Raw genomic sequence first — 23,968 nt, forward strand, 5'->3', positions numbered from 1 at the left:
TTGGCATAGCTTTTTTGGTATATAAATAAAATTCATATAAAACAATGGTTTAAAATACTTTGGCAAGTTGGCAAGAAACCTGAATAGGTAATAGCGAATCCAACAAGTCATTTAGAGGTAAAACATTATGGGTATCTTCTCTCGCTTTTCAGATATCGTAAACTCCAACATCAATGCTTTATTAGATAAAGCAGAAGATCCGGAAAAAATGGTCCGCCTGATTATTCAGGAAATGGAAGACACTTTGGTTGAAGTACGTTCTACCTCAGCTAAAACCATTGCAGAGAAAAAAGAACTGCAACGTGTAGTGTCCAAATTAGAAGCTGAAGTAGCCGATTGGCAGGCGAAAGCTGAACTGGCTTTAAGCAAAGAACGTGAAGACTTAGCCCGTGCCGCTCTGATTGAACGTCAGAAAGCTGCCGACCAGGCTGCAGCAGTAGCTGCCGACATTACTCATTTAGACGAGCATGTCAGCAAGTTACAGGACGAAGTGGGCCAGCTGCAGGATAAGTTAGCGGATGCGAAAGCCCGTCAGAAAGCCATGCTGATGCGCCAGAAAACTGTGTCATCCCGTTTGGATGTAAAGCGTACTTTAGACAGCAACCGTTTAAACGACGCCATGTACAAGTTTGAACGTTATGAGCAAAAAATCGATTCGCTGGAAGCTCAGGTTGAATCGTACGATTTAGGCAAAAAGACCTTAAAAGATGAGTTTGCAGAACTTGCATCATCTGAGAAAATCGATAACGAACTGGCTGAATTAAAAGCTAAAATGTCTAAAAAAGATAACGCCTGATTATCAGGCGTTTTAGGAGCTGGCAATGACACTTCATGAAATTATTGGTGTACCTTTTATCCTGTTCATGATTTTTGTGGCGCCGCTGTGGGTGTTTATGCACTACAGAAGCAAAAACAAAATTGGTGAAGGTTTGGGGGACAGTGAACTGGCTCAACTAAATGAGTTGTCCCATCGTGCCGAAAAAATGGCTGACCGTATCAAAACGCTGGAAGCGATTTTAGATGCAGAGTCGCCGAAGTGGAGGGAGAAACATGACTAAAATACGCAAAGAGCTGTTGCGGGATGACCGCAACGGCAAACTGGCCGGGGTCTGTGCAGGTATTGCAGACTACTTTGGCTGGGAAGTGTGGTTAGTGCGGTTGATTGTAGTCACTTCGGTGTTGTTAGGTTTAGGTGGTTTGTTGCCTGTTTTGTACGTAGCAGCCTGGTTTATTCTGGAAAAGAAATCAGTGCATGAAGCGAAAAAAGGCCTGACTGAACCTTCTTACGATGAGCGCCCTGTGGAAGTAAAAACCCGTGTATGGCAACGGGGGGAAGTGCCAAAGTCGGCCTTACACCACCTGGTCAATCAGTTTAATAGTCTGGAACTGCGGTTGCGCGACATGGAAACTCATGTCACCTCAGCCAAGTTTCAACTGAACAGAGAAATCAGCAAGTTATAGTTAAAGTAGGGAATACGTTTGCCAACCTGTCGATAAGACGCCAACTAGGATCACTGCATGGATTGGTTAAAAAAGGCGCGCTGGCACTCAGAACAACTGACACAGCGGGCCTTTCACCGTCAGCTCAGACTGGGCGTGACAGGCTTAAGCGGCGCAGGAAAAACTGCGCTCTTGACTGCGATAGTGCACCAGCTGACACAAAGTCACTCTTCTCATTTACCTTTTTTTTCTGTGATGCAAAACCGCTGGTTAGGCGCCCGCATTGATGATAATCAGTTGCCACAGCTGCCACGTTTTGGTTTTGAAAAAAACTTAAGCTACCTGCAACAGCAACCTGCCTGCTGGCCTCCGTCTACTGTCGGCTGGAGTCAGTTGACCTTAGCATTGCGTTATCAACCTGAATCTAGCCTACGTGCCCGTTTTCAGGATTATCAGGAAACCGAATTGGTGCTGGTGGATTATCCGGGTGAGTGGTTGCTTGATTTGCCTATGCTGCAACAAAGTTATCAGCAGTGGTGTGAACAAAGCTGGTTGCTGTTTACCCAATCCCATAGGGCTGCCACCTCAGAAGAGTTTAGAAAGCGGCTAGAGGCCATTGATTTAAATGATGCTTCAGTGCTTTCTGTGCAAGAGCTATGCACTGAATACAGCAGCTTATTGCAGCAATTCCGTGAAGTGGCAGGCGCTTATTTAAATCAGCCAGGCCGGTTATTGGTGCCTGGTGAATTTGAAGGTACACCTTTATTGCAGCTATTGCCTTTGTTGCCAGAACAATTGGCACAAGGTGGCGCTTTGGTGGACTTGATGCAAAAGCATTTTGTCAGTTACCAAAGCAAAGTGATTGAGCCTTTTTATCGCCAGTACTTTTCAGGTTTAGACCGTCAGGTGGTGTTGGTTGATATTTTGGGCGCACTGAATGCAGGTGAGTCAGCGCTTTTAGAGCTGAAGCAAAGTTTGTTGCTGATTTTACAAAGTTTTGATTATGGCCCTGAACACTGGCTGCGGCGTATTTTTAAACCACGGATCAGTAAGGTGTTATTTGCTGTCAGTAAAGCCGATCATGTCACACCGGACCAGCATCAGGCGCTGACTTTGTTATTGCAGCAGCTCTTGTTGCAGCATTTACAGAGTGTGAAGTTTCAGCTTTGTCCGTACGAAGTCATGGCGATAGCCGCTATTAAAGCCAGTGAAGCAGGTTTTGTGAAACAAAATGGTCAGCAGCAACCTTGTTTACGCGGCCTTAGTGCACAAACAGGAGAGGCTCTGACGTATTATCCGGGTGATGTGCCACGCTACTGGCCGGATCATCAGCTATTTACCGAACATCATTTTGAATTTCAGTCCCTGGCGCCTTTGCCATGGCCTAAACAGCAAGTGCTGCAACATATCCGTCTGGATCATCTGCTGGAGTACCTGTTAGGAGATAAACTGACATGACAGATTTAAAACAAGCCAAAAGCTTTAAAGAGGCCGATTTTATTGGCTCTGATGCGGTTTCAGAACTGCCTATGGCAAAGGCTGTGCAGTTTGAGCAGGCAGATTTTATGGTTGAACCACACCTCGAGCCAGAACCACCAAAACGCAAGCCTGTGTCGGCGCTAATGTGGGCTGGGATCAGTAGTGTTGTGCTGTTAGTGTCTGTTGCCTTGTACAGCGCCGTGACTACTATCCAGCAGGCTTTTATAGCGCCTGGTATCAGTACTGTGCTGGAAGCCTTATTTTGTGCCGCTTTATTAACTTTAGGCAGCCTGCTGGTTTTGCGCGAATGGCGCTTGTGGCGACGTTTAGCCAAAACCCGCACCTGGCAGCAGGCCCATCAACGTATTCATGCCAGTATTCAGTACGGTGAGGCACAACAGCTCTGTCTGGATATTGCTGCAGTTCTGCCTGAATCAACACAACAGGATGTGGCGGACTGGAAAGCACAAAAACAAGCAGAACATAGCGATCAGGAACTGCTGGATTTATTTGAACTCAAAGTGCTGAGCAAAGCCGATGCAAAAGTGCGTCAGCAAATTCATCAGGCCTCGGCCGACGCCGCTATGGCCGTTGCCGTCAGTCCTTTTGCCTTGGCTGATATGCTGCTGGTCATGTGGCGCACCAGTAAATTGTTGCGTCAGATGGCTGAAAGTTATGGTGCTTCATTGGGCCAATTGCGCAGTTTGATCCTGATTAAACACTTATTTGCTGCTTTGTTATGGGCAGGCAGTTCGGAGCTGGCGTTGGATCTGGGTTCAGATGTACTGGGGGCTGAACTGACCAGCAAATTATCGATGCGGGCAGGGCAGGGCTTAATTGCCGGTATGCTGGTGGCTCGTTTAGGTTTAGCTGCACAGCAATTGCTACGTCCTTTGCCATTGGCGAAAAGTCAGAAGTTAAGTTTGCTGGATTTAAGTAAAGCCTTAGTGCGGCGTTTGCTCGGTAAGGCAGCTCCTTTGTCAACTTAACGCTACATCTCTTGTCGTTTCTACTCAAACTGACGGTGCTGCTTCAGACCGTCAGATGTCTATATGCCTTGTCGCTGATATAACCTTTTGTTTAGATAAAATAAAAAAACGCATAACAAGTTATGTCATAAAAATCCAGCGACAGGTGTCCTATGAGCAAGCAGTACAGTCATCCTGATACGGTATGTATCCATGCAGGAAAAACCGGGTTAAACCCACATGGCGCTTTAGCCACGCCTTTGTACCAAACCTCCACTTTTGTATTTGATAGTGCCGAACAAGGCGCAGCCCGTTTTGCCGGTGAAGAGCCAGGTTATATCTACACTCGTTTAGGTAATCCAACCACACGTGAGCTGGAACTGAAAGTTGCAGCTTTGGAAGGCATGGAAGATGCCGCTGCGACAGCTACTGGCATGGGCGCTGTGGCTGCTGCCACTATGGCCTTTTTACAGCAAGGCGATCATCTGATTGCCAGCAAAGCCATTTATGGCTGTAGCTTTGCACTTTTTAATCATCAGTTTGCCCGCTACGGTATAGACGTTAGTTTTGTTGATATGACAGATCACAACGCCATCAAACAAGCGCTTAAACCTAATACCAAAATGATTTTTGCAGAAACCCCGATTAATCCGACTTTGACTGTGCTGGATTTAGATTTTATTGGCCAGTTTGCCAAACAGCATCAGCTGGTTTCGGTGATCGACAACACCTTCCTGACCCCTTTACTGCAAAAGCCGGCTGATTACGGCATAGACCTTATTTTGCATAGCGCGACCAAGTACCTGAACGGCCATGGTGATGTGGTCGCAGGTATTATTGTCGGCAGCACTGAGCGCATTACTCAGATTAAACTGACTACCTTAAAAGATATGGGCGCAACCATCAGCCCCCATGATGCCTGGCTGATTATCCGTGGTTTAAAAACCTTGTCGGTGCGGATGGAGCGACATTGTCAGAATGCGCAAAAAGTAGCGGAATTCCTTGAAACTCATCCGGCCATAGGCCAGGTCTATTACCCGGGGTTAAAGTCTCATCCGGGTTACAAATTTATCGGCAAACAAATGAAAGCGGCCGGTGGGGTATTGGCCTTTGAGCTGAACGGCAGTCTGGATGATGGTCGTTATTTTATTAATCAATGTACCTTATTCAGTCTGGCGGTCAGCCTTGGCGATGCAGAGTCGCTTATTCAACATCCTGCTTCTATGACTCATAGTCCTTACAGTGCCGAAGAGCGGCAGATGGCTGGTATCAGTGATGGCTTAATTCGCATTTCTGTAGGGCTTGAGCATGTTGAAGATATTATTGCGGACCTGGCACAGGCGCTGACCCTGATGCAGCAACGTCAGCAGGGCTAAGAGTTTTGTTGTAACCATAGCTTTACAAAAATAACAGAGTTGACGTTCACGTCAACTCGACCATGGGTTAACAGCTGTTGTCCAATCCTCTAGTATCGGCCGCAACTAAAAGGTTGATAAAACCACTATAAGATCGAAACAACAGGGTTCTATGAGCAAATCAAGTAAATACGTATCGCACCAGTCGGATGAAGATGGCTTTATTCATTGGTCGGCCGACGAAAATAAAATCTGGTCTGAGTTAATGCAGCGTCAGTTGTCCTGCATTGAAGGTAAAGCCTGTGATGAATATCTGGATGGACTGAAAAAGCTTAATTTGCCATTGGATCGTATTCCGCAGCTGGCCGAAATTAATGCAGTATTGGAGCCTGCTACAGGCTGGAAAGTCACGGAAGTGCCAGCCCTCATTAGTTTTGACCGCTTTTTCCAGTTATTAGCCAATAAAGAGTTTCCGGTCGCGACTTTTATCCGGAGCAGAGAAGAGTTTGATTACCTGCAGGAACCTGATGTGTTCCACGAAATATTTGGTCACTGCGCCATGCTGACCCATCCGGCTTTTGCTGAATTTACCCACACTTACGGCAAACTGGGCTTAGCGGCCAGCAAGGAAGACCGTGTATACCTGGCGCGTTTGTACTGGTTCACCATCGAATTTGGTTTGTTAAACAGTAAAGATGGTTTGCGGATTTATGGCGGCGGTATTTTGTCCTCACCTGGTGAAACTCAATACGCCATCAGCTCTGACGTGCCAGAGCGTAAAGCCTTTGATGTTGTGGATGTGCTGCGTACGCCTTACCGTATCGATATTATGCAGCCGGTGTATTTTATGATTAATTCGATTAACGATTTATTTGATGTATCCCAATTGGATTTGATGGCTATGGTACAACAAGCCCGATCTCTGGGTTTACATGCTCCTAAATTTCCGCCTAAAGAAAAAAAGGCAGGCTAAGCCTTGCCTATAACAGAGAACACTCTAATGTCTGAATTAAAACAAGCGAAATGTGAAGCCTGCCGTGCTGATGCACCTAAGGTATCGGATGAAGAATTAGCCCAACTGATGCACCAGATCCCGGACTGGACCCCAGTGGCCCGCGATGGCATTTTACAACTGGAGCGTGAGTTCAAATTTAAGAACTTTAAGCTGGCATGGGCTTTTCATCAGAAAGTGGCGCAGTTGGCTGAAGATGAAGGCCACCACCCAGCCTTGTTGCTGGAATGGGGCAAGCTGACAGTGACCTGGTGGTCGCATTCGATTAAAGGCCTGCATAAAAACGATTTTATCTGCGCTGCTAAAACTGACGCTTTGTTAGTTTCTTAATATCTGCGGTTGTAGGGGATGGGCTTGTCCCATCCCGTCTTGCCAGCAACACTCAGGCCCAACAATTTGATCCCGCCAGTCGTGACTGCCCATGCTCCGCACAGAGTCCCAAGGGGTTGTGCATATTTCTTTACAAATAATACTGGTCTGCCCGAGCCTCTTTACCGTATGATTAAATCTAAGCACAAGCTTGAGGTGGTTTAGTATCATGAGGTTAGAAATTCATTGCCAGGACCGACTGGGTATTACTCAGGAAGTGTTAAATATCCTGGTCAGTTATCAGCTGGATTTACGTGGTATCGAAGTGGATCCGACCCTGGGCCGGATTTTTGTATCCTTCCCAACAGTCGAGTTTGAAAAATTTCAGGAGCTGATGGCAAAAATCCGCCGTATTCCTGGCGTTGATGACGTCAAGACCACTGCTTTTATGCCATCCGAGCGTGAACACAACGAACTGAGCACCTTATTACGCACTTTGCCTGATGGCATTATTGCCGTAGATACCCGTGCGAATGTCACCATTATTAATGAAGCAGCGCTTGAAGCCTTGTCTATGGAGCGCAGCGCTATTGAAGGTCAGTCACTGACTGCCATGGTCAAAGGTTTTAATTTAAGCCGCTGGCTGGAAAGTGATGATGTACTGGCCCAAACCCGCCGGGTAGAAATTCAGAACAAACGATTTATCGCCGATTTATTGCCTGTAGTAGTGCCTGATGATTCAGGCAAAGATATTCTGGCTGGCGCTGTACTGAACCTGAAATCTGAAAGCCGTTTGGGCGAGCAGATGGTGGTGTTTAAAAAAGGCGATCAGGAAAGTTTTAATAACTTACATGCCCACAGCAATTTAATGCGCAAAGTGGTGCGTGAAGCCAAGAAAATGGCTCAGCTGGATGCTCCTATTTTGATTATGGGCGAAACCGGCACGGGCAAAGAAGTACTGGCCCGCGCTTGTCATGCTGCGAGCAGCAGAACAGGCAAACCATTTTTAGCGGTAAACGTCGCTGCCATGCCGGATTTAGTGGCAGAGTCTGAACTCTTTGGTCATGGCCCCAATGCATTCCCTGGTGCCAGTGAAGCGAAAAAAGGTATTTTTGAACAAGCCAATAAAGGCACTGTCTTCCTTGATGAAGTCGGCGAGATGTCGCGTGAGCTGCAAACTAAGCTGATCCGCTTTTTGCAGGATGGCAGTTTCCGTCGTGTCGGCGATGAAAACGAAGTGAAAGTCGACGTGCGGGTGATTTGCACCACGCAAAAAGACTTACCCACCATGGTGCAGGAAGGCAAATTCCGTGAAGACTTGTTCTACCGTCTAAATGTGCTGACACTCAACCTGCCGCCACTGCGTGAGCGTAAACAGGATGTTGTGCCTTTGGCTGAGTTTTTCATTGCCCGTTTTGCTGCCCGTTTAGGCCGCAAAGCTCCGAAAATGACCGACTCCTGCGCGCATTTTCTGCAACATTACCCCTGGCCTGGCAATGTGCGCCAGTTAGAAAATGCCTTGTACCGCGCTGTGACTTTGCTCGAAGGTTATGAACTGGATAAAGAGCATATGCAGTTGCCAAGTTATACCAGTGACTTTGGTTATCTGGAAAAAGACTTTGATGGCACTTTAGACGAAGCGGTGCGAAATTTTGAAGCGGATTTACTTCGAAAACTCTATCCGGCTTATCCAAGTTCGCGCCAATTAGCGAAAAAACTTGGTTTAAGTCACACAGCTGTGGCCAATAAACTGCGTGAATATGGCATTAACCGCAAGAGCGTAAAAATTTAGATACGCTTTGTGTGATTTGCTCTACAAATGGAAGGCTCTAAAGCTGGTTTTAGGGCCTTTTTGGTTCTTATTTAAGCAAAGATGCGTTTTTGTCAGTTAATCTGTACAAAATCGAGCTTTTATCGCCATTCAGCCATCCGTTGACCCTCTCTTCCATTTTTTTCCGGCAAGCGCAAGATAAGCACAAACTTGCCTTATTTTTGTCTGGAGACACTCTTATGTTTGACCCTATTAACCCTTTGGGCACCGATGGTTTTGAATTTGTTGAATACACTGCCGCCACAGCGCAGGGCATTGCAGACCTGAAGCAACTGTTTAAATCGTTAGGTTTTACTGAAGTGGCCAAACACCGCTCTAAAGAGGCCTGGTTATACAAACAAGGTGACGTGAATTTTATTGTGAACGGTCAGCCAAATTCTCAGGCCGAACAATTTGCTGCCGAACATGGTCCAAGCGTCTGTGCTATGGCGTTCCGTGTCAAAGATGCTGCTGAAGCCTTAAAACATGCCGTCGCTAATGGCGCTAAAGCCTATCAGAATCAGGTGGGCCCTATGGAGCTAAATATCCCTGCTGTCTATGGCATTGGTAGCAGCCTGCTGTATTTTGTCGACCGTTATGGTCAGAATTCTGTTTACGACGTTGATTTCAAATTCCATGATAACTGGCAGGCCGAAATGGCGAAAAATCAGGTCGGTTTAGAAGTCATCGATCACCTGACGCACAACGTCCGTCGCGGCAATATGGCACTGTGGGCTGGTTTTTATGAGCGTATCGGTAACTTCCGTGAAATCCGTTATTTTGATATCGAAGGCAAGCTGACAGGCCTGGTATCTAAAGCAATGACAGCTCCTTGTGGCAAAATCCGTATTCCAATTAACGAGTCTTCGGATGATAAATCTCAGATCGAAGAATTTATCCGTGAATACAAAGGTGAAGGCATCCAGCATATTGCTCTGACCACAGACGATATCTACGAAACAGTCCGCACTCTGCGTCAGCGTGGCATGGACTTTATGCCAACCCCAGATACTTACTACGAGCGTGTTAATGCCCGGGTTGAAGGTCACACTGAAGATCTAGACCAGTTGAAAGCGTTACGTATTCTGATCGACGGTGCACCAATGAAAGACGGTATTTTATTGCAGATCTTCACCCAAACTGTGATTGGCCCTGTATTCTTTGAAATCATTCAGCGTAAAGGCAATGAAGGTTTTGGTGAAGGTAACTTCAAAGCTTTATTCGAATCCATTGAAGAAGATCAAATCCGTCGCGGAGTTATTTAATTATGCGTAAATGGGCGTCTTTTCCGCTAAAAGAAGGCGAAGTTTCCCGTCAGGCTCATGCTGATTTTCCAGACAGAGCCATTTATGAGCGTGAAGTGGGCCGCAGTGGCTTTTTTGGTCCAGCGACCCATTTCCATCACACCCATGCCCCAACAGGCTGGAGTGACTGGGAAGGGCCGTTAAAACCACGTTTGTATAACTTTAACGACATAGCCGGCAATCAAAACGTGTCGCCATGGCAAGTGCCGACTTTATTGCACAATGCGCACGTAAAAATGCGCACCTGGCGTTTAACAGAGTCAATGGATTATCTGGTGCGTAATGCCGACGGTGACGAGTTGTTGTTTGTGCACGAAGGTGCTGCAGAGCTTTATTGTGACTATGGTCATTTAACCTTACGCGATGGTGATTATGTGGTGATCCCACGTTCCACTATGTGGCGTTTAGAGGTCACAGAGCCGCTGTTTTTGTTGATGATTGAAGCGACCAACGATTCTTTCCAGTTACCGGAAAAAGGTCTGGTCGGCAATCACGCCATTTTTGACGCAGCGATGATCGACACACCAAAAATAGATGAGGCTTTCAAAGCTCAGTACAGCGAGCAGCAGAGCAAGGTGCAGGTGAAACGTCACGATCAGGTGTCTCAAATCACTTACCCATACAATCCACTGGATGCGATTGGCTGGCACGGTGATTTGGCGGTGATGCGGATTAACTGGCGTGATATCCGGCCTTTAATGAGCCACAGGTATCACTTACCGCCGTCAGCTCATACTACCTTTGTCGCTCAGCGTTTTGTGGTTTGTACTTTTGTACCTCGCCCCATTGAGAGCGATCCGGGCGCATTAAAAGTGCCGTTTTACCATAACAATGATGATTACGACGAAGTGTTGTTTTACCATGCCGGTGATTTCTTTAGCCGCGACAATATTGAACGTGGCATGGTGACTTTTCACCCAGCAGGTTTTACTCATGGTCCTCATCCTAAAGCCTTTGCAGCAGGTCGTGAGTACAAAAAGAAATTTACCGACGAAGTGGCTGTGATGCTGGATACCCGCGATGCGCTTTATGTGGGCGACGCGGCTTTAGCCACTGAAAACCCGGACTATGTGAATAGCTGGAAAATCAAACCGGCCGCTCTGTAAGGATTAAAAATGAAGTTAGCAAGTTTGAAAAACGGCCAGCGTGATGGCCAGTTAGTGGTCGTCAGCCGTGATTTATCCCGTTGTGTAGCTGTGTCGCATATTGCTGCCACTATGCAACAAGCCTTGGATCACTGGTCTGTTGCTGCTCCGCAGCTGTCTGAAGTTTATCAGGCGCTGAACAGTGGCTCTGTGCAAGGCGAACAAGCCTTTGATCAGGCGCAGTGCGAATCGCCTTTGCCTCGCGCTTATCAATGGGCGGATGGCAGCGCTTATGTCAATCATGTTGAGCTGGTGCGCCGTGCCCGTAACTCAGAAATGCCACCAAGCTTCTGGACTGATCCTTTAATGTATCAGGGCGGTTCGGATGATTTTATTGGTCCACGCGATCAGATTGAGGTAGTCAGCGAAGACTACGGCATCGACTTTGAAGGTGAAGTCGCAGTGATCACTGATGACGTGCCAATGGCGATCAGCGCTGAAGAAGCCCGGCATAAGATCCGTCTGGTGATGCTGGTGAACGACGTATCCTTGCGGGGGTTAATTCCAAATGAACTGGCGAAGGGCTTTGGTTTCTTTCAATCCAAACCTGCGTCTGCTTTCAGCCCTGTGGCTGTGACGCCAGATGAATTAGGCAGTGACTGGCAGGATGCGAAACTGCATTTGCCTTTAGTGTCGCATTTAAACGGTAAGCTGTTTGGCAAACCTAATGCCGGTGTCGATATGACCTTTGATTTTGGTCAGTTGGTGGCTCATGCGGCTAAAACCCGTAATTTAGGTGCTGGTGCTGTGATAGGTTCTGGCACAGTGTCGAATAAACAAGGCACTGACTACGGCACATCCATTGATGAAGGCGGTTTAGGCTACAGCTGTATCGCCGAAATCCGTATGATTGAAACCATACGTGATGGCGCACCTAAAACCTCCTTTATGAAGTTTGGTGATAGCATTCGAATTGAAATGCTGGATAAAGCTGGCCAATCTATCTTTGGTGCCATAAACCAAAAAGTCGTGAAATACGGCGCTTAATTTAGTTAGATTAAAAAGGCCAGTCGTTTGACCTTAAAAGGGCCGACTGGCTTTTTTGTATCTGCGTTACAGGAAAATGAAGCAATGAAATTACATGGTTATTGGCGCTCCAGCGCTGCCTACAGAGTGCGTATTGCATTGAATCTAAAAGGGTTACAGGTAGAACACTGTCCTGTGCATCTGGTCAATAATGGCGGAGAGCAGCACAGTGCAGCTTATCAGTCGTTAAATCCATCAGAGCTGGTGCCTACTCTTGAGGACGGTGAGCTTAGTCTGAACCAATCTCTGGCCATTATTCAGTACCTGGAAGACAGTTACCCGCAAGCACCTTTATACCCTGCAGATCCAGCATTGAAGGCTAATGTGATGGCTTTTGCGTTGGATATCGCCTGCGATATTCATCCTTTAAACAACTTGCGGGTGCTGCAGTATCTGACCGGGCCTCTGGCGTTGTCCGAAGCGCAAAAAATGCAGTGGATTAAACACTGGCTGGCAACAGGTTTTAATGCGCTGGAAAAAAGGTTGCAGTTAACGGCAGGGCGTTATTGCTTTGGCGATGCAGTGACAGTGGCCGATCTGTGTTTAGTGCCACAAGTCTATAACGCCTTACGTTTTCAACTGGATATGACAGAGTATCCGTTGATCAGCGCTATTTATCAGCGCTGCAACGAACTGGGTGCGTTTCAAAAAGCTGCGCCTGAACAGCAGGCTGACGCGGTTTAAGTCGCATCAGCCTGGTGTTTTTGCTACTCTGGCGCGACTTGCCGTAGTGAGAGTCGGACTTATGTTGAAACTGCCAAAAAAACCTGTCAATGCTGTACTTTTTTATGTGGGAACTTTGGGGTTACTCACTCAGGTGCTGACTAGTTTTTACTTACTGACGCAAGGCCGAACCATGGAGTGGCATTGGTGGTTTCATTGGCTGGCGCCGACGCTTTGTCTGTTGTGGGGGATAATTCCGCGCTTACAGCTGCAAAAAGAAGATTAGTATCAGTGAGTTAACAGTTAACGTCCTGGTGTAAACATACCTTCAATGCGAACTTCACTGACACCCTCTTTGGTAAAATGAAATTTGATTTGCGCCATATTTTTGTGGAAAAAATAGGGCGTATCATCAAACATCAACACATAACCACCCCGGGCTTTGTCTTTGTATTTTGGGTCGGTGTTTTTACGCAATTTAAAACTGTGTTTCCCGAGGGACCACTCAAAACCTTGCAAGGGTTTATTGATCCAATCTGTTACCCAAATTTGTTCGTCCTGATGCAGCACTAAAGCTAAAGTGTATTTGTCAGGTAATTCGGCGACTTCGACTTCCTGAATACCTGCCTGAAACACTTCAGTGCCGTTTTTTTGTGTAAAGGAAAAACCAAATTGCAGACTTTGTTTGCTCCCGTCGAGCAGCATAAGCTGGCCCTGTCCGGGCACAGTAAAATAGGCCCATGTGCTTGGAACCCATAGCAAAAAGAGCAACATCAGGCTCGTTTTAACCATACAACACCTCAAACCCCATTTGCGACTTCAGCCTGTCAGCTCGCCAGATACAAGGTGAGTTCCTGTCCTGGCTGTAAGTACTTATTTGCTTTAATATTATTCCATTTAACAATATCAGCAACTTTTACTTTAAATCGCTGGGCAATGCTGGCCAGTGAGTCACCAGCCTTCACTTTATAGGTCATACTTTTTCCGCCAGAGCTTGATTTGGGCTCTGACGTTTTGTAGTAAGTCAGTGTCTGACCCGGCTTTAACTGGGTTTTTGCGTTCAGTTTGTTCCATTTCTTCAGCTGTTCACTGCTTACCTTAAGTTTCTGGCTTATCTCCCATACACTATCGCCACTTTTAACTGTGTAAGTCTGGGCTCCGGATGAGGTAGTTTTTTTGCCTGATCCTGTCACTGCCGGAGCTTCTGCAGACTGCGCAAGGCCTGGGATAATAAGCTGCTGGCCTATTTTTAACTGGCTATTACTTAACTGGTTGGCTTGTTGTATGGCTTTGACTGAGGTTTTATGTTGTGCCGCAATCTTACTTAAGCTATCACCGGATTTGACCTTATAACGACCAGTTGAAGCAACAGGAGCTACTTTTACTTTAGGCAAAGCGGCCAACTGTTGGCCTATGTCTTCGGCGCTGTCAAAAGGCACCACTAACTGATAACTGGCACTTGGTACAGTGGTACTTTTAAAACCTGGGTTCAGACGTCTGATTTCCGCCACACTGATATTTAACAGATCTGCTGCTTTATTTAAATCCAAGCCTCTGTTGATTTGGATCACTTTAGTTTGGGGCTGGTTCGCAAGAACGGGCATAGGAATAGCGTATTTTTCGCTATTTTTCAGAAGCTCGGCCAACGCCAGTAATTTTGGAATATAGCTTGTATTTTGTTTTGGCAGATTCAACGACCAGAAATCTGTTGGTTTTCCTCTGTATCTATTGCGCTCTATCGCTTTAAAAACCCGGCCTTCCCCTGCGTTAAAAGCCGCGACTGCACTGAGCCAATCCTGATCAACATTGCTGTAAAGGTACTGCAGATAATCCAGAGCTGCGCGGCTGGATTCAATTACATCACGACGACCGTCATACCAGGCGTTTTGTTTTAAGCCAAAGTTACGGCCTGTGCCTGCACTGAATTGCCAAATACCGAGCACACCAGAAAATGAACCTGCCTTAGGGTTGTAGGTGCTTTCGACTATAGGCAGTAAGGCCAGCTCAAGCGGCATATTGCGCCGTTCCAGCTCTGTCACTATATGGTACAAAAAGGGTTCTGCATTATCTGAAGCTATTTTTAACAGCTTTTGGTTACGGATAAAAAAGCGCTTTTGGCTTTCTATATCGTCATTGTCCGGCACAGTTAACGTCATTTGGTCAGCGATACGTTGCCATAAATTCTCGTACTGGGCTAACTTGGCGTCCGGTTGCAACGGGGAGTTATGTTTCAGTAAGGCATTGGCAACCTGCTGAGCTGTGGCCGCTTTATCTTTAATGGGGCTATCCGAGGCCGATGTCTGGTAGTCATCAGCAGAGTCTGCTGCTTTATGCTGTGAGGTTGGAACGGCACAACTGGCCAGTAGTGCAGCCGCTACCGCGACAGATAATTTTTTCAGCATTCGCTTTTTCCAAAATCAAAAATCCGCCTTATGTTACCTGCTCAGCCTTCAAAAGCAAGGTTAGTGATCAAAATCGATCTTTGGCGGATCGTAATGCGGTGAATAGATCCACAGCATTGTGTTGTTGCCAGCGGTGTTGCAAACCGACATCTTCAGCCCTTAAAAAAGGGTTTATTTGCCGCTGCACGGCAAGAGGAGTGGGCAGAGTAGGTTGCTGCAGTTCCCTTTGCTGTTGACACCAGTGTTGGTAGTTGGCCAATTCTATATTGTCCGGATCCGCCCAGCGGGCAAACTCGAGATTGGCCAGGGTATATTCATGTGTGGCGTAGATTAACGTTTGATCCGGCAACGTCATAATGCGTGACAAACTCTGCCACATCTGCGCTGCTGTACCTTCAAACAAACGACCACAACCTGCGTTAAATAAAGTATCACCACAAAACAGAACGGGCGCTGAATAGTAGGCTATATGACCCAGAGTATGACCAGGAAGTTGCATCACCTGAAAGCTTAAATTGAAATCAGCCAGTTCAATCTGATCCTTGTCCTCTAACCAGACGTCCGCATAAGGGATTTTGTCTTGCTCTAAGACAGGGGCATACACCACTGCATCTGGCCAAAGTTGTTTTAGCTCTTTAATGCCACCCGTATGATCCGGATGGTGATGGGTGATCAGGATCACGGCTAATTGCAACTGGTGCAGTTGTAAATGCTGTAGCACTGCAGTAGCGTCACCCGGATCAACAATCAAGGCCAACTTTGCTTGGCGCAGGCACCAAATGTAGTTATCCTTAAAAGCCGCAATGGCGGTGATGTCTGACATAAATAATACCCATGGCTGATGTTCTGATAAGGCGTAGTGTACCGGATGAAACCTGCTTTAAGTTACCACAGTACGACAATACCCCGACAGTGGCAGCAATTGCCACAAGGCGAGCTGATGGCCAAAGCGATAGAACAGCAACTAAGTCAGTGGTGGCCAAAAATCTTCGGTTATCATTTACTGAAAGTGGGTAGTTTAAGTTGCGCCTTGGATACGTCGGCTTGCAACATCAAACATCAAATCAACTTAAGTGAACAATCCGATCAGGCCTCTGTAGTGGCGGACCCTGATGCCTTGCCATTTTTCGAACACTCCATTGATGCGGTCTTGTTGTCACATTGTCTGGAGTTTTATCCGGACCCGCACCACATAGTGCGTGAAGCCCACCGGGTATTGATGCCGGATGGCTATTTGTTGTTAAGTGGCTACAACCCGCTAAGCAGCGCAGGTTTAATTAAACTCTGGCCCGGTGTGAAACAGCAATTGCCATGGGCAGGCCGGTTTTTTACACCGTCCCGTGTCAAAGACTGGCTGCATTTGTTGGGCTTTGAAGTGATGTATGAACAACGTTTTTTCTGGTCTAGTTTGCTTGGTAAACATAAACCTGATAGTCGTTGGCAAAAATGGTGTGAAACTTATCTGGGGTATTTTGGTGCTTCGTATTTGCTGGTTGCCCGCAAGAGAGTATTGCCTTTGACGCCAATCCGGCCTAAGTGGCAACGTGCTCCGGCCTTTCAGACGTCAGTCAAAGGCATTAGCGCGCGGCAAGGGCTCTATCACGATTAACCGTCCTCTTTACCCGGCTTTTACCTGTTTTTGCAGCCACTGGTCCAGCTGATTCGCGAACTGTTGTTTGTCCTGCTGACCCAAAGGTGCAGGCCCAGATAGCTGCACACCGCTGCTGCGCAGCTCTTCCTGCAAATTGCGCATCGTTAGTCGGTCACTGATATTGTCCGGTGTCAGCAAACGGCCTTTGCTGGTAATGCAAAGTGCTCCTTTGGCAACCACAGCGGCGGCCAGCGGAATATCGTTGCTGATCAGTAAATCACCAGAAGCTATACGTTCTTCAATATAGCGGTCTGCTACATCAAAACCATGTTCTACCTGCACAGCTCTGATATAAGGGCTGCGAGGAATTTGTAAGCTATGATTGGCGACCAGATACAAAGGCACTTTTTTTCGTTCTGCAGCCTTAAACAACATCTCTTTTAATACTTTGGGGCAGGAATCTGCATCAACCCAGATTGGCATCCTGATGATCCTTTAATAGTTGTCTGGCTTGTTTGTTATTCAGTTTCATAAAGTACAGCAGCGGATCCGACTCACCAGGCTGCTCAGCGTCAATAAAACCCAACTGCTGATAACACTGCACTGCAATAAGATTTTTGCGATAAACAAACAACGAAAAATCCCGTTGCGGATGTTGTTGCAGGCCCTGCGCTATCAGACCTTTAATCAGCGTTTTACTATGGCCTTGACCTCTACTTTCAGGATGCACAAGTAAACGGGCCAGATGATTACAGTCAAAGCGATCACAAAGTTGACCAAAGGCAACACGTTGTCTGTGTTGATACAACCAATAACTCTGAGTCCCTGGTAAATACAGTTGCTGCAAAAACTGCAAAGCACGAATAGGAAAATAAAAGCCATCGCCGCCCCATTGATCCAGGTCTTGCTGTGAATCAAACCAGTTGTGCAGGTAAGCCGATTGCTCTGGTGTAACAGGACTTAACTGATAAGGAGCATGTTTCATAAATGGCCTTGAACCAAAGTTAACTGATAGCCCTGTTGTTTTAACTGCTGGATTAATCCGTCATCTCCGGCCAGATGCAAAGCGCCAACGACGACAAAAGCAGTTTTTTTGTGTTCAGCGCTGATCAACTGCTTCACCCAGGACTTGTTTCTTTTCACAATCAAGGTCTGGTAAATCGCCGGATAGTTTTTTAAATCATCCAGATACAAAGTCTCAAGTTGTTTCAGGTCGCCGCTACGCCATGCTTTTCGCATCGCATCAAAATCTTCACTGCTGTCAGTCAGGTCTTCCATGGTGCTCTTAATCAAAGTTTCAGCACCGCTATTATTCAGTTCGGTCAGCACGGCCAGATGCTGCTGCATAGTTTCAAGACCCGCCACTTTTTTTCCGGCTTTTTTCGCTTCCTCTTGCAAGTAGGCGTCTACTCCGGGAGCTGTTGCGCCTTGAGCCTGAAGTTGAGTTGTGGTCAGCATCACAGCGGCAAAGGCAGGTCTGAACCGGGTGATTTGTTCAAGGGGAATATGATGTGCTCTGCAGTATTCAGCCAGCTGTTTAGCCAGCGGTGCTGAAAGTTGTTGTAGCAAATTTTCGCCAGAAGGGTAGGAGTTTAAAGCGAGCATCTGCTGTATGCCGGCAGGGCTTGATAACTGTTCTAAATCTGTTTCCAGCAGCAGGACGTCACTTTGCTTTAACGCATTCAGGTATTCTGCTGGCAAAGGGTAATCTTCAGCGCCAAGCATATGAATGGAGCCTGCCAAATAAAAATGTTGTTTACCTTTGCTGACTTTCCATACGCCATCGGCGAGCACAGAACTGCTTAGCAGGAATAAAGTTAGAAGACTAAAAATACGGATCACTGCTTAAAACCTCTGGAGTAATAGATCTGATTAATCAAAAGAGCCGACTTTGCCGCGCAGTTTTTTGCGTTCTTTGTGCTGAGTCTTCTCTTTTAGTCTGTCCATGCGGGCACCAAAAGTGGGCTTTGTGGCGCGTCTTTTTTTCGCTTCAAAACTGGCTGATTGCAACAGTTGCATCAATTTTGCGACTGCATCCTCTTTATTCATATCCTGGCTGCGGTGGGCCTGGGCTTTAATGACAATAACACCACTTTTGCTGATCCTGTCGTCCGGATACTGCAACAGTTTTTGTTTAAATTCATCCGGCAAACTGCTGCGCTCTATATCAAAACGCAGCTGCACCGCAGTAGATACTTTATTGACATGCTGGCCACCACTGCCCTGAGCACGGATAAAGCTGAACTCCAGCTCATCCAGATCAAGCTCAAGGCCGGGTTTGACCTGAACTAAAGTTACCACATCAAATCATCCGGAATTTGATAAGCAGCATACGGATCATCTTCCGCCTGCACTTCGGCACTTTGACCTGTGTTATGCAGCACTATGATGGCTTCAGCCAGACGTTGCTGAATTTTTTCCGCCACTTTCACTGGGATCACATGATACTGCTCTGCAAGCTTGGCAATCGCCGCCTGACCTTTGGTTAATTCAGCATGGATACGGTTGCTGACGTATAAACGCTTTACCACACTACCGTCGGTGAAGTTAAAGGCGGTTTCACCTTTATGAGTAATGGTATTGAGCTCAATCAGTTGCTTGACCTGAGCGGCTAAAGCTTTTTTATCCAGCTCGGCTTTACGCTGACGGTTTAATTCCTGGTCGCGTTGCAGTTGTTGCTGACGGCTTTGTTCGGCGAGCACTGAGGCTTCATTGACGACTGAGCCATTTTTTCCGGCTTGCACCCGCTCTTTATGCTTTTCTTTTTTGATAGCTTTTAGCTTTTTCTCATTGCCTAGTCCGGCTTTGAGTAATTGTTCCTGCAGTGATTTACTCATAAAAATGTCCTGTCGATCAGATAGTGCTATTGTTTCATGTTAAAGCTGAACTGCAAAGAGCAGAAGGGCAGACTAACTGCCCATGCTAAAAATGCGTTATGATAAGGCACTTTTATTGAATTTGTCCGGGACCTTATCTTGTTATTTCACGATCTTGCGTTAGACCCTCGTTTAGTCCGTTCTATCCAGCATCTTGGCTTTGCGAAACCAACGCCAATTCAGCAGGAGGCTGTGCCTGCCGCTATGACAGGCAAAGACTTAATGGTTTCTTCGCAAACCGGTTCAGGAAAAACTCTGGCTTATTTGCTGCCGATGATGCAGCGCTTATTACGCAGCAGACCTTTATCCAAACAAGATGCCCGTGCTTTGATTCTGGTACCGACCCGTGAGCTTGCTCATCAGGTCTATGGCAAATTACGTTTGTTTGTCGCCAATACGCCGTTAACCAGCGCTTTAATAGTGGGCGGTGAGAACTTTAACGAGCAGGAAAAAATCCTGAAACGTCAGCCGACTATCATAGTGGCAACGCCGGGTCGTTTTATTGATCACCTACAGCACAAAACATTTTTTATTCAGGGTCTGGAAATGCTGATTTTAGATGAAGCAGATCGGATGCTGGATTTAGGCTTTATGCCTCAGCTGAATGAAATCAATAGAGCTGCGGATCACCGCCTGCGCCAAACATTGATGTTCTCAGCCACTTTAGATCACGCGGAAGTGAATGAACTGGCGATGTCGTTGTTAAAATCGCCACACAGAGTCTCAGTGGGCGCTTCTTATCAGCAACACGAAGATATAGAACAGCGTTGTTATTTTGCTGATCATTTGTCCCACAAAGAGGCTTTATTGGCTTATTTGTTAAAGCAGGAACAAATCAGTCAGCTGATTATTTTTACCGCGACCCGCGAAGATACCGATCGTCTGGCAAAACTGTGTGACTCTCTAGGTTATCCGGCTGTAGGTTTAAGTGGCAAGTTAACTCAGGGGCAGCGCAATGCTGTGATGCAGGGCTTTTCCGCCAATAAACATCAGGTGCTGGTGACGACAGATGTCGCATCCCGCGGTTTGGATTTATTGCAGGTCAGCCATGTGGTGAACTTTGATTTGCCTAAACATGCTGAAGAGTATGTGCACCGTATAGGTCGTACCGGCAGAGCTGGCGCTAAAGGTATTGCGATTTCTTTAGTGGGTCCAAAAGACTGGGTTGCTTTTTGTGCGATAGAAAGCTTCTTACGCCGTCCTTTGCCTATGGAGAAAGTGGAGTCTTTACCGGCAAAATTTAAAGGTGTGGATTTGCATGCTCCGGTGAAAGCCGTGAAGAAAACTAAGCCTGTGGTGAGAAAAGCCAAAGCAAAATCAACGGATACAACAACTAAAGTAAAGGTCGCGCCAAAACCTAATTTTTATCAGGCGGGCGATGATGGCATGACGCCAGTGAAGAAAAAGATCAAATAATTTACAGTAGTATGTTTTTTATTCGGAAAATAGTGCTACACTCAAGTCGTTACTTTGTAGATTTGTTCGACAGTTTTTATTGCAAGCAATTGTTTTGGCTGAAGAATTATTTAGAGTAACTGGAACGGCCAAAACCAGAAAAACTATTTTTCTGTCGGATCAGTAATAGCTATTGACCACTTTGTCAGGTTCACTGATAATGGGGTCGTAATATGTACTAGCTCGAACACGGCCGGTAATATTTAAGTCGCCAAACAATTGGCAAATTTAGTTAAAGTAAGAGAATGTTATGTCACAATTAATTTCCGGTACCGTTAAGTGGTTCAACGAAGATAAAGGTTTTGGTTTCATCGAGCGTGAAGGCGGCAAAGACGTATTCGTACATTTCCGCGCTATCAATGGCACAGGCCGCAGAACTTTAGTTGAAGGTCAACGCGTAACTTTCGAAGTTACTGAAGGCCAAAAAGGTCCTCAGGCTGAGAACGTAACTGTTACCGGTTAATAGTTTTCTGAAAAAGAGCCAACTTTAAGTTGGCTTTTTTTATGCCTGAAATTCAGAGGCTCTGTTCTGTAACTGACTGTTTTAAATAGTTAATTAAAGATTTCCTTTGCCTTGATATCAAAGCTCTAATGACAGCTGAGCCTGAGCTTCCTGCGCTTTTAATCCAACATGAATACCCACCAGCCGCACTTTTTTACCTTGGCCTCTGTGCCAGGCTTGCTCCAGCAATTGTTTTAAACTGGCCATATCCAATTCGGGTTGTTGTTTTTCTACTGTGGTTTGCTGAAAATCGGCAAATTTCAGTTTAATGCCTATTTTCTGAATATGAGCACTAGCTTCACAGCGTTCAATACGGCGCCGCAGTTTAGGTAACAGCTCAGATAAACTTTGTTGTCCTGCATCCAGATCCGGTAAATCTTCAGTGTAGGTGTGTTCAACAGCGACAGATTTACGTGGATAATCGTTTTGTACATCACGGCCATCACGGCCAAAACTACGTTCTATCAAGGTTTCAGCAAAACTGCCGAAGTGTTTTACCAGCGTATGCAAAGGTGCATTTTGTATATCGACGCATTTATAAAAACCTAAGGTTGCCAGTCGCTCAGCAGTTTTTTTACCAACACCTGGGATTTTCTGCAAAGGCAGAAATTTGACGAAGTCGCTGACTTTTTCAGGCGGCAATACAAATAAGCCATCAGGTTTATTTTCATCACTGGCAATTTTGGCGAGAAATTTATTCGGTGCTACACCGGCAGATGCTGTTAAACCTGTTTCGGCAAAAATCACCCGACGAATTTCTTCGGCAATGCGGGTCGCGCTGCCAGAGAACAAGGTGCTGTCGCTGACATCTAGGTAGGCTTCATCCAAGGATAAAGGCTCTACTTTGTCGGTATATCGATGAAAAATAGCCTGAATTTGTAAGCTGGCTTCTTTGTATTTTTCCATATTGCCGGGTAATAACAACAAATGAGGGCAGAGCTTTAACGCCTGACCTGTAGGCATGGCAGAACGCACACCATACACACGGGCAGGGTAGTTACAGGTGCTGATCACACCACGTTCGCTGCGACTGCCGCCTATAGCTAAAGGAATGTTACGCCAATCAGGCCTGTCCCGCATTTCTACCGCAGCGAAAAAACAGTCCATGTCGATATGAATGATTTTTTTCATTTACAAAGCACTGTTGGTTTATACAGTTGTATAATTGACCAGTTTTGGCTTTTTGTAAAGTCAGATACTGGTTTTATTTACAGTTAACACTATTACTCCGCCGACCACCCGGCTGAAAGCTGGTTTTAGAAGTTTAGATGGCTACTTAATAGCTGCATCTTTGGCGGATTCCATGTAGAATGCGCGCAGTTTTTTTGTAAATAGCCTGGCCCTTTTGGCCACCTGGGAGCAAGCATGTTAAAGCGCGAAATGAACATTGCCGATTTTGATCCGGAATTATGGCAATCCATTACCAACGAAACCCAACGTCAGGAAGATCACATTGAGCTGATCGCTTCTGAAAACTATGCCAGCCCACGTGTGTTGCAGGCTCAGGGTTCTCAGTTAACTAACAAATATGCTGAAGGTTACCCGCATAAACGTTATTACGGTGGTTGTGAGTACGTGGACGTGGCTGAAGATTTGGCTATCGCCCGTGCGAAAGAATTGTTTGGCGCAGATTACGCAAACGTGCAACCGCACTCAGGCTCGCAGGCTAACTCTGCAGTATTTTTAGCTTTATTAAACGCAGGCGATACTATTTTAGGTATGAGTCTGGCGCACGGTGGTCACTTGACTCACGGTGCTACCGTCAGCTCTTCAGGTAAATTGTACAACTCTGTGCAATACGGCCTGCACCCTGAAACTGGTGTCATTGATTATGCTCAGGCTGAAGCTTTAGCTTTAGAACACAAACCTAAACTGATCATCGCAGGTTTCTCAGCCTATTCAGGCATTATCGACTGGCAGAAATTCCGTGAAATCGCCGATAAAGTGGGCGCCTACCTGATGGTGGATATGGCTCACGTTGCAGGTTTAGTGGCTGCTGGTTTGTATCCAAACCCGGTGCCAATTGCTGATGTGGTGACAACTACTACTCACAAAACTTTAGCCGGTCCTCGTGGCGGTTTAATTCTGGCCCGTAAAAACGAAGAGCTTGAAAAGAAATTCAACTCTGCGGTTTTCCCTGGTGGCCAGGGTGGTCCTTTGATGCATGTTATTGCGGCTAAAGCTGTGGCTTTCAAAGAGGCTTTAGAGCCGGAATTTAAAGTCTATCAGCAACAAGTGCTGAAAAACGCTGTGGCTATGTGTGATGAAATGATCAAACGTGGCTACAAAATTGTATCCGGTGGCACCCAAAACCACTTATTCCTGATGGATTTGATCGACAAAAACATCACGGGTAAAGAAGCTGACGCCTGGTTAGGTCTGGCTCATATCACTGTGAATAAAAACTCAGTGCCAAATGACCCACGTTCTCCATTTGTCACCAGCGGTTTACGTATCGGTACTCCTGCTATCACCCGTCGTGGTTTCAAGGAAGCTGAAGCCCGTTTGGTTGCAAGCCTGATTTGTGACGTGCTGGACAGCCGCGGTGACGCTGGCGTCATTGATAAAGTACGTGCCCAGGTGTCTGAAGTCTGTGGCCGTTTACCAGTTTATGCCTGATTGTCAGCTATG

At 46.3% G+C, this 23,968-nt stretch carries 27 protein-coding genes; 18 read left to right on the forward strand and 9 right to left on the reverse strand.

From position 1 onward, the window contains the following. The first annotated feature begins 127 nt into the window (after window positions 1-127). The 14 genes from pspA (at window position 128) to LSG34_RS16370 (ending at window position 12,797) form a co-directional block, all read left to right on the forward strand. Window positions 128-796, forward strand: a complete 669-nt coding sequence (pspA, locus tag LSG34_RS16305) for a phage shock protein PspA (protein WP_233010167.1) — start codon at window positions 128-130, stop codon at window positions 794-796. A 25-nt stretch (window positions 797-821) separates the two neighbouring features. Then, a complete protein-coding gene (gene pspB / locus LSG34_RS16310) occupies window positions 822-1,058 on the forward strand; it encodes an envelope stress response membrane protein PspB (RefSeq protein WP_233010168.1) in 237 nt (78 codons plus the stop codon). Continuing rightward, window positions 1,051-1,461 (forward strand): envelope stress response membrane protein PspC, encoded by a 411-nt coding sequence (gene pspC / locus LSG34_RS16315; protein WP_233010169.1) that lies wholly within the window; start codon window positions 1,051-1,053, stop codon window positions 1,459-1,461. The genes pspB and pspC overlap by 8 nt, the downstream gene beginning before the upstream one ends. Before the next feature lie 57 nt (window positions 1,462-1,518). Further along, entirely contained in the window at window positions 1,519-2,898 is a 1,380-nt protein-coding gene (locus LSG34_RS16320) for a YcjX family GTP-binding protein (RefSeq protein ID WP_233010170.1), read from the forward strand. Then, window positions 2,895-3,908, forward strand: a complete 1,014-nt coding sequence (locus tag LSG34_RS16325) for a TIGR01620 family protein (protein ID WP_233010171.1) — start codon at window positions 2,895-2,897, stop codon at window positions 3,906-3,908. Before LSG34_RS16320 ends, LSG34_RS16325 begins: the two co-directional genes overlap by 4 nt. A 152-nt stretch (window positions 3,909-4,060) precedes the next feature. Beyond that, on the forward strand, window positions 4,061-5,263 hold the full coding sequence (gene megL, locus LSG34_RS16330) for a methionine gamma-lyase (protein ID WP_233010172.1): 1,203 nt from the start codon (window positions 4,061-4,063) through the stop codon (window positions 5,261-5,263). A 151-nt stretch (window positions 5,264-5,414) separates the two neighbouring features. Then, window positions 5,415-6,215 (forward strand): phenylalanine 4-monooxygenase, encoded by an 801-nt coding sequence (gene phhA, locus LSG34_RS16335; protein ID WP_233010173.1) that lies wholly within the window; start codon window positions 5,415-5,417, stop codon window positions 6,213-6,215. A gap of 27 nt (window positions 6,216-6,242) precedes the next feature. Further along, a complete protein-coding gene (locus LSG34_RS16340) occupies window positions 6,243-6,584 on the forward strand; it encodes a 4a-hydroxytetrahydrobiopterin dehydratase (RefSeq protein ID WP_008898269.1) in 342 nt (113 codons plus the stop codon). A gap of 208 nt (window positions 6,585-6,792) precedes the next feature. Continuing rightward, window positions 6,793-8,355, forward strand: a complete 1,563-nt coding sequence (gene tyrR, locus LSG34_RS16345) for a transcriptional regulator TyrR (protein WP_233010174.1) — start codon at window positions 6,793-6,795, stop codon at window positions 8,353-8,355. A gap of 218 nt (window positions 8,356-8,573) precedes the next feature. Continuing rightward, window positions 8,574-9,638, forward strand: a complete 1,065-nt coding sequence (gene hppD / locus LSG34_RS16350) for a 4-hydroxyphenylpyruvate dioxygenase (protein WP_233010175.1) — start codon at window positions 8,574-8,576, stop codon at window positions 9,636-9,638. 2 nt (window positions 9,639-9,640) lie between these two features. After that, window positions 9,641-10,783 carry a homogentisate 1,2-dioxygenase gene (locus LSG34_RS16355; RefSeq protein WP_233010176.1) on the forward strand — a complete coding sequence of 381 codons (1,143 nt, stop codon included), beginning with the start codon at window positions 9,641-9,643 and terminating at the stop codon, window positions 10,781-10,783. 9 nt (window positions 10,784-10,792) lie between these two features. Further along, window positions 10,793-11,809: a fumarylacetoacetate hydrolase family protein gene (locus tag LSG34_RS16360; protein ID WP_233010177.1), complete on the forward strand. Its 1,017-nt coding sequence runs from the start codon at window positions 10,793-10,795 to the stop codon at window positions 11,807-11,809. Window positions 11,810-11,893: 84 nt separating this feature from the next. Further along, window positions 11,894-12,532: a maleylacetoacetate isomerase gene (maiA, locus tag LSG34_RS16365; RefSeq protein ID WP_233010178.1), complete on the forward strand. Its 639-nt coding sequence runs from the start codon at window positions 11,894-11,896 to the stop codon at window positions 12,530-12,532. Window positions 12,533-12,593: 61 nt separating this feature from the next. Next, the gene (locus LSG34_RS16370) at window positions 12,594-12,797 is read left to right on the forward strand and encodes a hypothetical protein (protein ID WP_233010179.1); all 204 of its coding nucleotides are present in this window, start codon (window positions 12,594-12,596) and stop codon (window positions 12,795-12,797) included. Window positions 12,798-12,814: 17 nt separating this feature from the next. Here the strand turns inward: LSG34_RS16370 and LSG34_RS16375 are convergent, their stop codons facing one another. From LSG34_RS16375 to gloB, 3 genes are all read right to left on the reverse strand, one after another. After that, window positions 12,815-13,303: a hypothetical protein gene (locus tag LSG34_RS16375; protein WP_233010180.1), complete on the reverse strand. Its 489-nt coding sequence runs from the start codon at window positions 13,301-13,303 to the stop codon at window positions 12,815-12,817. Window positions 13,304-13,338: 35 nt separating this feature from the next. Next, the gene (locus tag LSG34_RS16380) at window positions 13,339-14,913 is read right to left on the reverse strand and encodes a lytic transglycosylase (RefSeq protein WP_233010181.1); all 1,575 of its coding nucleotides are present in this window, start codon (window positions 14,911-14,913) and stop codon (window positions 13,339-13,341) included. Window positions 14,914-14,980: 67 nt separating this feature from the next. After that, a complete protein-coding gene (gloB, locus tag LSG34_RS16385) occupies window positions 14,981-15,736 on the reverse strand; it encodes a hydroxyacylglutathione hydrolase (protein WP_233010182.1) in 756 nt (251 codons plus the stop codon). Between the two features lie 45 nt (window positions 15,737-15,781). Between gloB and LSG34_RS16390 the strand changes: the two genes are divergently transcribed. Continuing rightward, window positions 15,782-16,522, forward strand: a complete 741-nt coding sequence (locus tag LSG34_RS16390; RefSeq protein WP_233010183.1) for a class I SAM-dependent methyltransferase — start codon at window positions 15,782-15,784, stop codon at window positions 16,520-16,522. A gap of 9 nt (window positions 16,523-16,531) precedes the next feature. Here LSG34_RS16390 and LSG34_RS16395 read toward each other — a convergent pair whose 3' ends face one another. From LSG34_RS16395 to LSG34_RS16415, 5 genes are read right to left on the reverse strand one after another with little or no spacing between them, the layout of a single operon-like run. Continuing rightward, window positions 16,532-16,987 (reverse strand): YaiI/YqxD family protein, encoded by a 456-nt coding sequence (locus tag LSG34_RS16395; RefSeq protein WP_233010184.1) that lies wholly within the window; start codon window positions 16,985-16,987, stop codon window positions 16,532-16,534. Next, window positions 16,971-17,489: a GNAT family N-acetyltransferase gene (locus LSG34_RS16400; protein ID WP_233010185.1), complete on the reverse strand. Its 519-nt coding sequence runs from the start codon at window positions 17,487-17,489 to the stop codon at window positions 16,971-16,973. The genes LSG34_RS16395 and LSG34_RS16400 overlap by 17 nt, the downstream gene beginning before the upstream one ends. Beyond that, window positions 17,486-18,346 carry a TraB/GumN family protein gene (locus tag LSG34_RS16405; RefSeq protein WP_233010186.1) on the reverse strand — a complete coding sequence of 287 codons (861 nt, stop codon included), beginning with the start codon at window positions 18,344-18,346 and terminating at the stop codon, window positions 17,486-17,488. Before LSG34_RS16405 ends, LSG34_RS16400 begins: the two co-directional genes overlap by 4 nt. Window positions 18,347-18,376: 30 nt before the next feature. After that, window positions 18,377-18,805: an alternative ribosome rescue aminoacyl-tRNA hydrolase ArfB gene (gene arfB, locus LSG34_RS16410; protein ID WP_233010187.1), complete on the reverse strand. Its 429-nt coding sequence runs from the start codon at window positions 18,803-18,805 to the stop codon at window positions 18,377-18,379. Next, a complete protein-coding gene (locus tag LSG34_RS16415) occupies window positions 18,799-19,341 on the reverse strand; it encodes a DUF2058 domain-containing protein (RefSeq protein WP_233010188.1) in 543 nt (180 codons plus the stop codon). Before LSG34_RS16415 ends, arfB begins: the two co-directional genes overlap by 7 nt. A gap of 138 nt (window positions 19,342-19,479) precedes the next feature. On the opposite strand from LSG34_RS16415, the gene LSG34_RS16420 reads away from it, so the two are divergent. Beyond that, a complete protein-coding gene (locus tag LSG34_RS16420) occupies window positions 19,480-20,796 on the forward strand; it encodes a DEAD/DEAH box helicase (protein ID WP_233010189.1) in 1,317 nt (438 codons plus the stop codon). A 289-nt stretch (window positions 20,797-21,085) separates the two neighbouring features. Continuing rightward, complete coding sequence (locus LSG34_RS16425) at window positions 21,086-21,298, forward strand: cold-shock protein (protein WP_008898286.1); 213 nt, start codon at window positions 21,086-21,088, stop codon at window positions 21,296-21,298. 117 nt (window positions 21,299-21,415) lie between these two features. Here LSG34_RS16425 and dinB read toward each other — a convergent pair whose 3' ends face one another. Continuing rightward, entirely contained in the window at window positions 21,416-22,468 is a 1,053-nt protein-coding gene (gene dinB / locus LSG34_RS16430; RefSeq protein ID WP_233010190.1) for a DNA polymerase IV, read from the reverse strand. Window positions 22,469-22,702: 234 nt separating this feature from the next. Here dinB and glyA point away from each other — a divergent pair, with 234 nt between their 5' ends. Then, window positions 22,703-23,956 carry a serine hydroxymethyltransferase gene (gene glyA, locus LSG34_RS16435; RefSeq protein WP_233010191.1) on the forward strand — a complete coding sequence of 418 codons (1,254 nt, stop codon included), beginning with the start codon at window positions 22,703-22,705 and terminating at the stop codon, window positions 23,954-23,956. Window positions 23,957-23,968 lie beyond the last annotated feature (12 nt).

It is taken from the genome of Rheinheimera faecalis, assembly GCF_021290965.1.
GTDB classification, from domain to species: Bacteria; Pseudomonadota; Gammaproteobacteria; order Enterobacterales; family Alteromonadaceae; genus Pararheinheimera; species Pararheinheimera faecalis.

What these genes read in the sequence shown, in the direction of transcription:
- LSG34_RS16375 (WP_233010180.1), bottom strand. Translation starts at nt 13,303, where the DNA reads ATGGTTAAAACGAGCCTGATGTTGCTCTTTTTGCTATGGGTTCCAAGC.
- LSG34_RS16355 (WP_233010176.1), top strand. Translation starts at nt 9,641, where the DNA reads ATGCGTAAATGGGCGTCTTTTCCGCTAAAAGAAGGCGAAGTTTCCCGT.
- gloB (WP_233010182.1), bottom strand. Translation starts at nt 15,736, where the DNA reads ATGTCAGACATCACCGCCATTGCGGCTTTTAAGGATAACTACATTTGG.
- LSG34_RS16395 (WP_233010184.1), bottom strand. Translation starts at nt 16,987, where the DNA reads ATGCCAATCTGGGTTGATGCAGATTCCTGCCCCAAAGTATTAAAAGAG.
- maiA (WP_233010178.1), top strand. Translation starts at nt 11,894, where the DNA reads ATGAAATTACATGGTTATTGGCGCTCCAGCGCTGCCTACAGAGTGCGT.
- hppD (WP_233010175.1), top strand. Translation starts at nt 8,574, where the DNA reads ATGTTTGACCCTATTAACCCTTTGGGCACCGATGGTTTTGAATTTGTT.
- pspB (WP_233010168.1), top strand. Translation starts at nt 822, where the DNA reads ATGACACTTCATGAAATTATTGGTGTACCTTTTATCCTGTTCATGATT.
- megL (WP_233010172.1), top strand. Translation starts at nt 4,061, where the DNA reads ATGAGCAAGCAGTACAGTCATCCTGATACGGTATGTATCCATGCAGGA.
- dinB (WP_233010190.1), bottom strand. Translation starts at nt 22,468, where the DNA reads ATGAAAAAAATCATTCATATCGACATGGACTGTTTTTTCGCTGCGGTA.
- LSG34_RS16425 (WP_008898286.1), top strand. Translation starts at nt 21,086, where the DNA reads ATGTCACAATTAATTTCCGGTACCGTTAAGTGGTTCAACGAAGATAAA.
- glyA (WP_233010191.1), top strand. Translation starts at nt 22,703, where the DNA reads ATGTTAAAGCGCGAAATGAACATTGCCGATTTTGATCCGGAATTATGG.
- LSG34_RS16370 (WP_233010179.1), top strand. Translation starts at nt 12,594, where the DNA reads ATGTTGAAACTGCCAAAAAAACCTGTCAATGCTGTACTTTTTTATGTG.
- pspA (WP_233010167.1), top strand. Translation starts at nt 128, where the DNA reads ATGGGTATCTTCTCTCGCTTTTCAGATATCGTAAACTCCAACATCAAT.
- LSG34_RS16415 (WP_233010188.1), bottom strand. Translation starts at nt 19,341, where the DNA reads ATGAGTAAATCACTGCAGGAACAATTACTCAAAGCCGGACTAGGCAAT.
- LSG34_RS16325 (WP_233010171.1), top strand. Translation starts at nt 2,895, where the DNA reads ATGACAGATTTAAAACAAGCCAAAAGCTTTAAAGAGGCCGATTTTATT.
- LSG34_RS16320 (WP_233010170.1), top strand. Translation starts at nt 1,519, where the DNA reads ATGGATTGGTTAAAAAAGGCGCGCTGGCACTCAGAACAACTGACACAG.
- LSG34_RS16340 (WP_008898269.1), top strand. Translation starts at nt 6,243, where the DNA reads ATGTCTGAATTAAAACAAGCGAAATGTGAAGCCTGCCGTGCTGATGCA.
- LSG34_RS16380 (WP_233010181.1), bottom strand. Translation starts at nt 14,913, where the DNA reads ATGCTGAAAAAATTATCTGTCGCGGTAGCGGCTGCACTACTGGCCAGT.
- LSG34_RS16360 (WP_233010177.1), top strand. Translation starts at nt 10,793, where the DNA reads ATGAAGTTAGCAAGTTTGAAAAACGGCCAGCGTGATGGCCAGTTAGTG.
- phhA (WP_233010173.1), top strand. Translation starts at nt 5,415, where the DNA reads ATGAGCAAATCAAGTAAATACGTATCGCACCAGTCGGATGAAGATGGC.
- tyrR (WP_233010174.1), top strand. Translation starts at nt 6,793, where the DNA reads ATGAGGTTAGAAATTCATTGCCAGGACCGACTGGGTATTACTCAGGAA.
- LSG34_RS16400 (WP_233010185.1), bottom strand. Translation starts at nt 17,489, where the DNA reads ATGAAACATGCTCCTTATCAGTTAAGTCCTGTTACACCAGAGCAATCG.
- LSG34_RS16390 (WP_233010183.1), top strand. Translation starts at nt 15,782, where the DNA reads ATGAAACCTGCTTTAAGTTACCACAGTACGACAATACCCCGACAGTGG.
- pspC (WP_233010169.1), top strand. Translation starts at nt 1,051, where the DNA reads ATGACTAAAATACGCAAAGAGCTGTTGCGGGATGACCGCAACGGCAAA.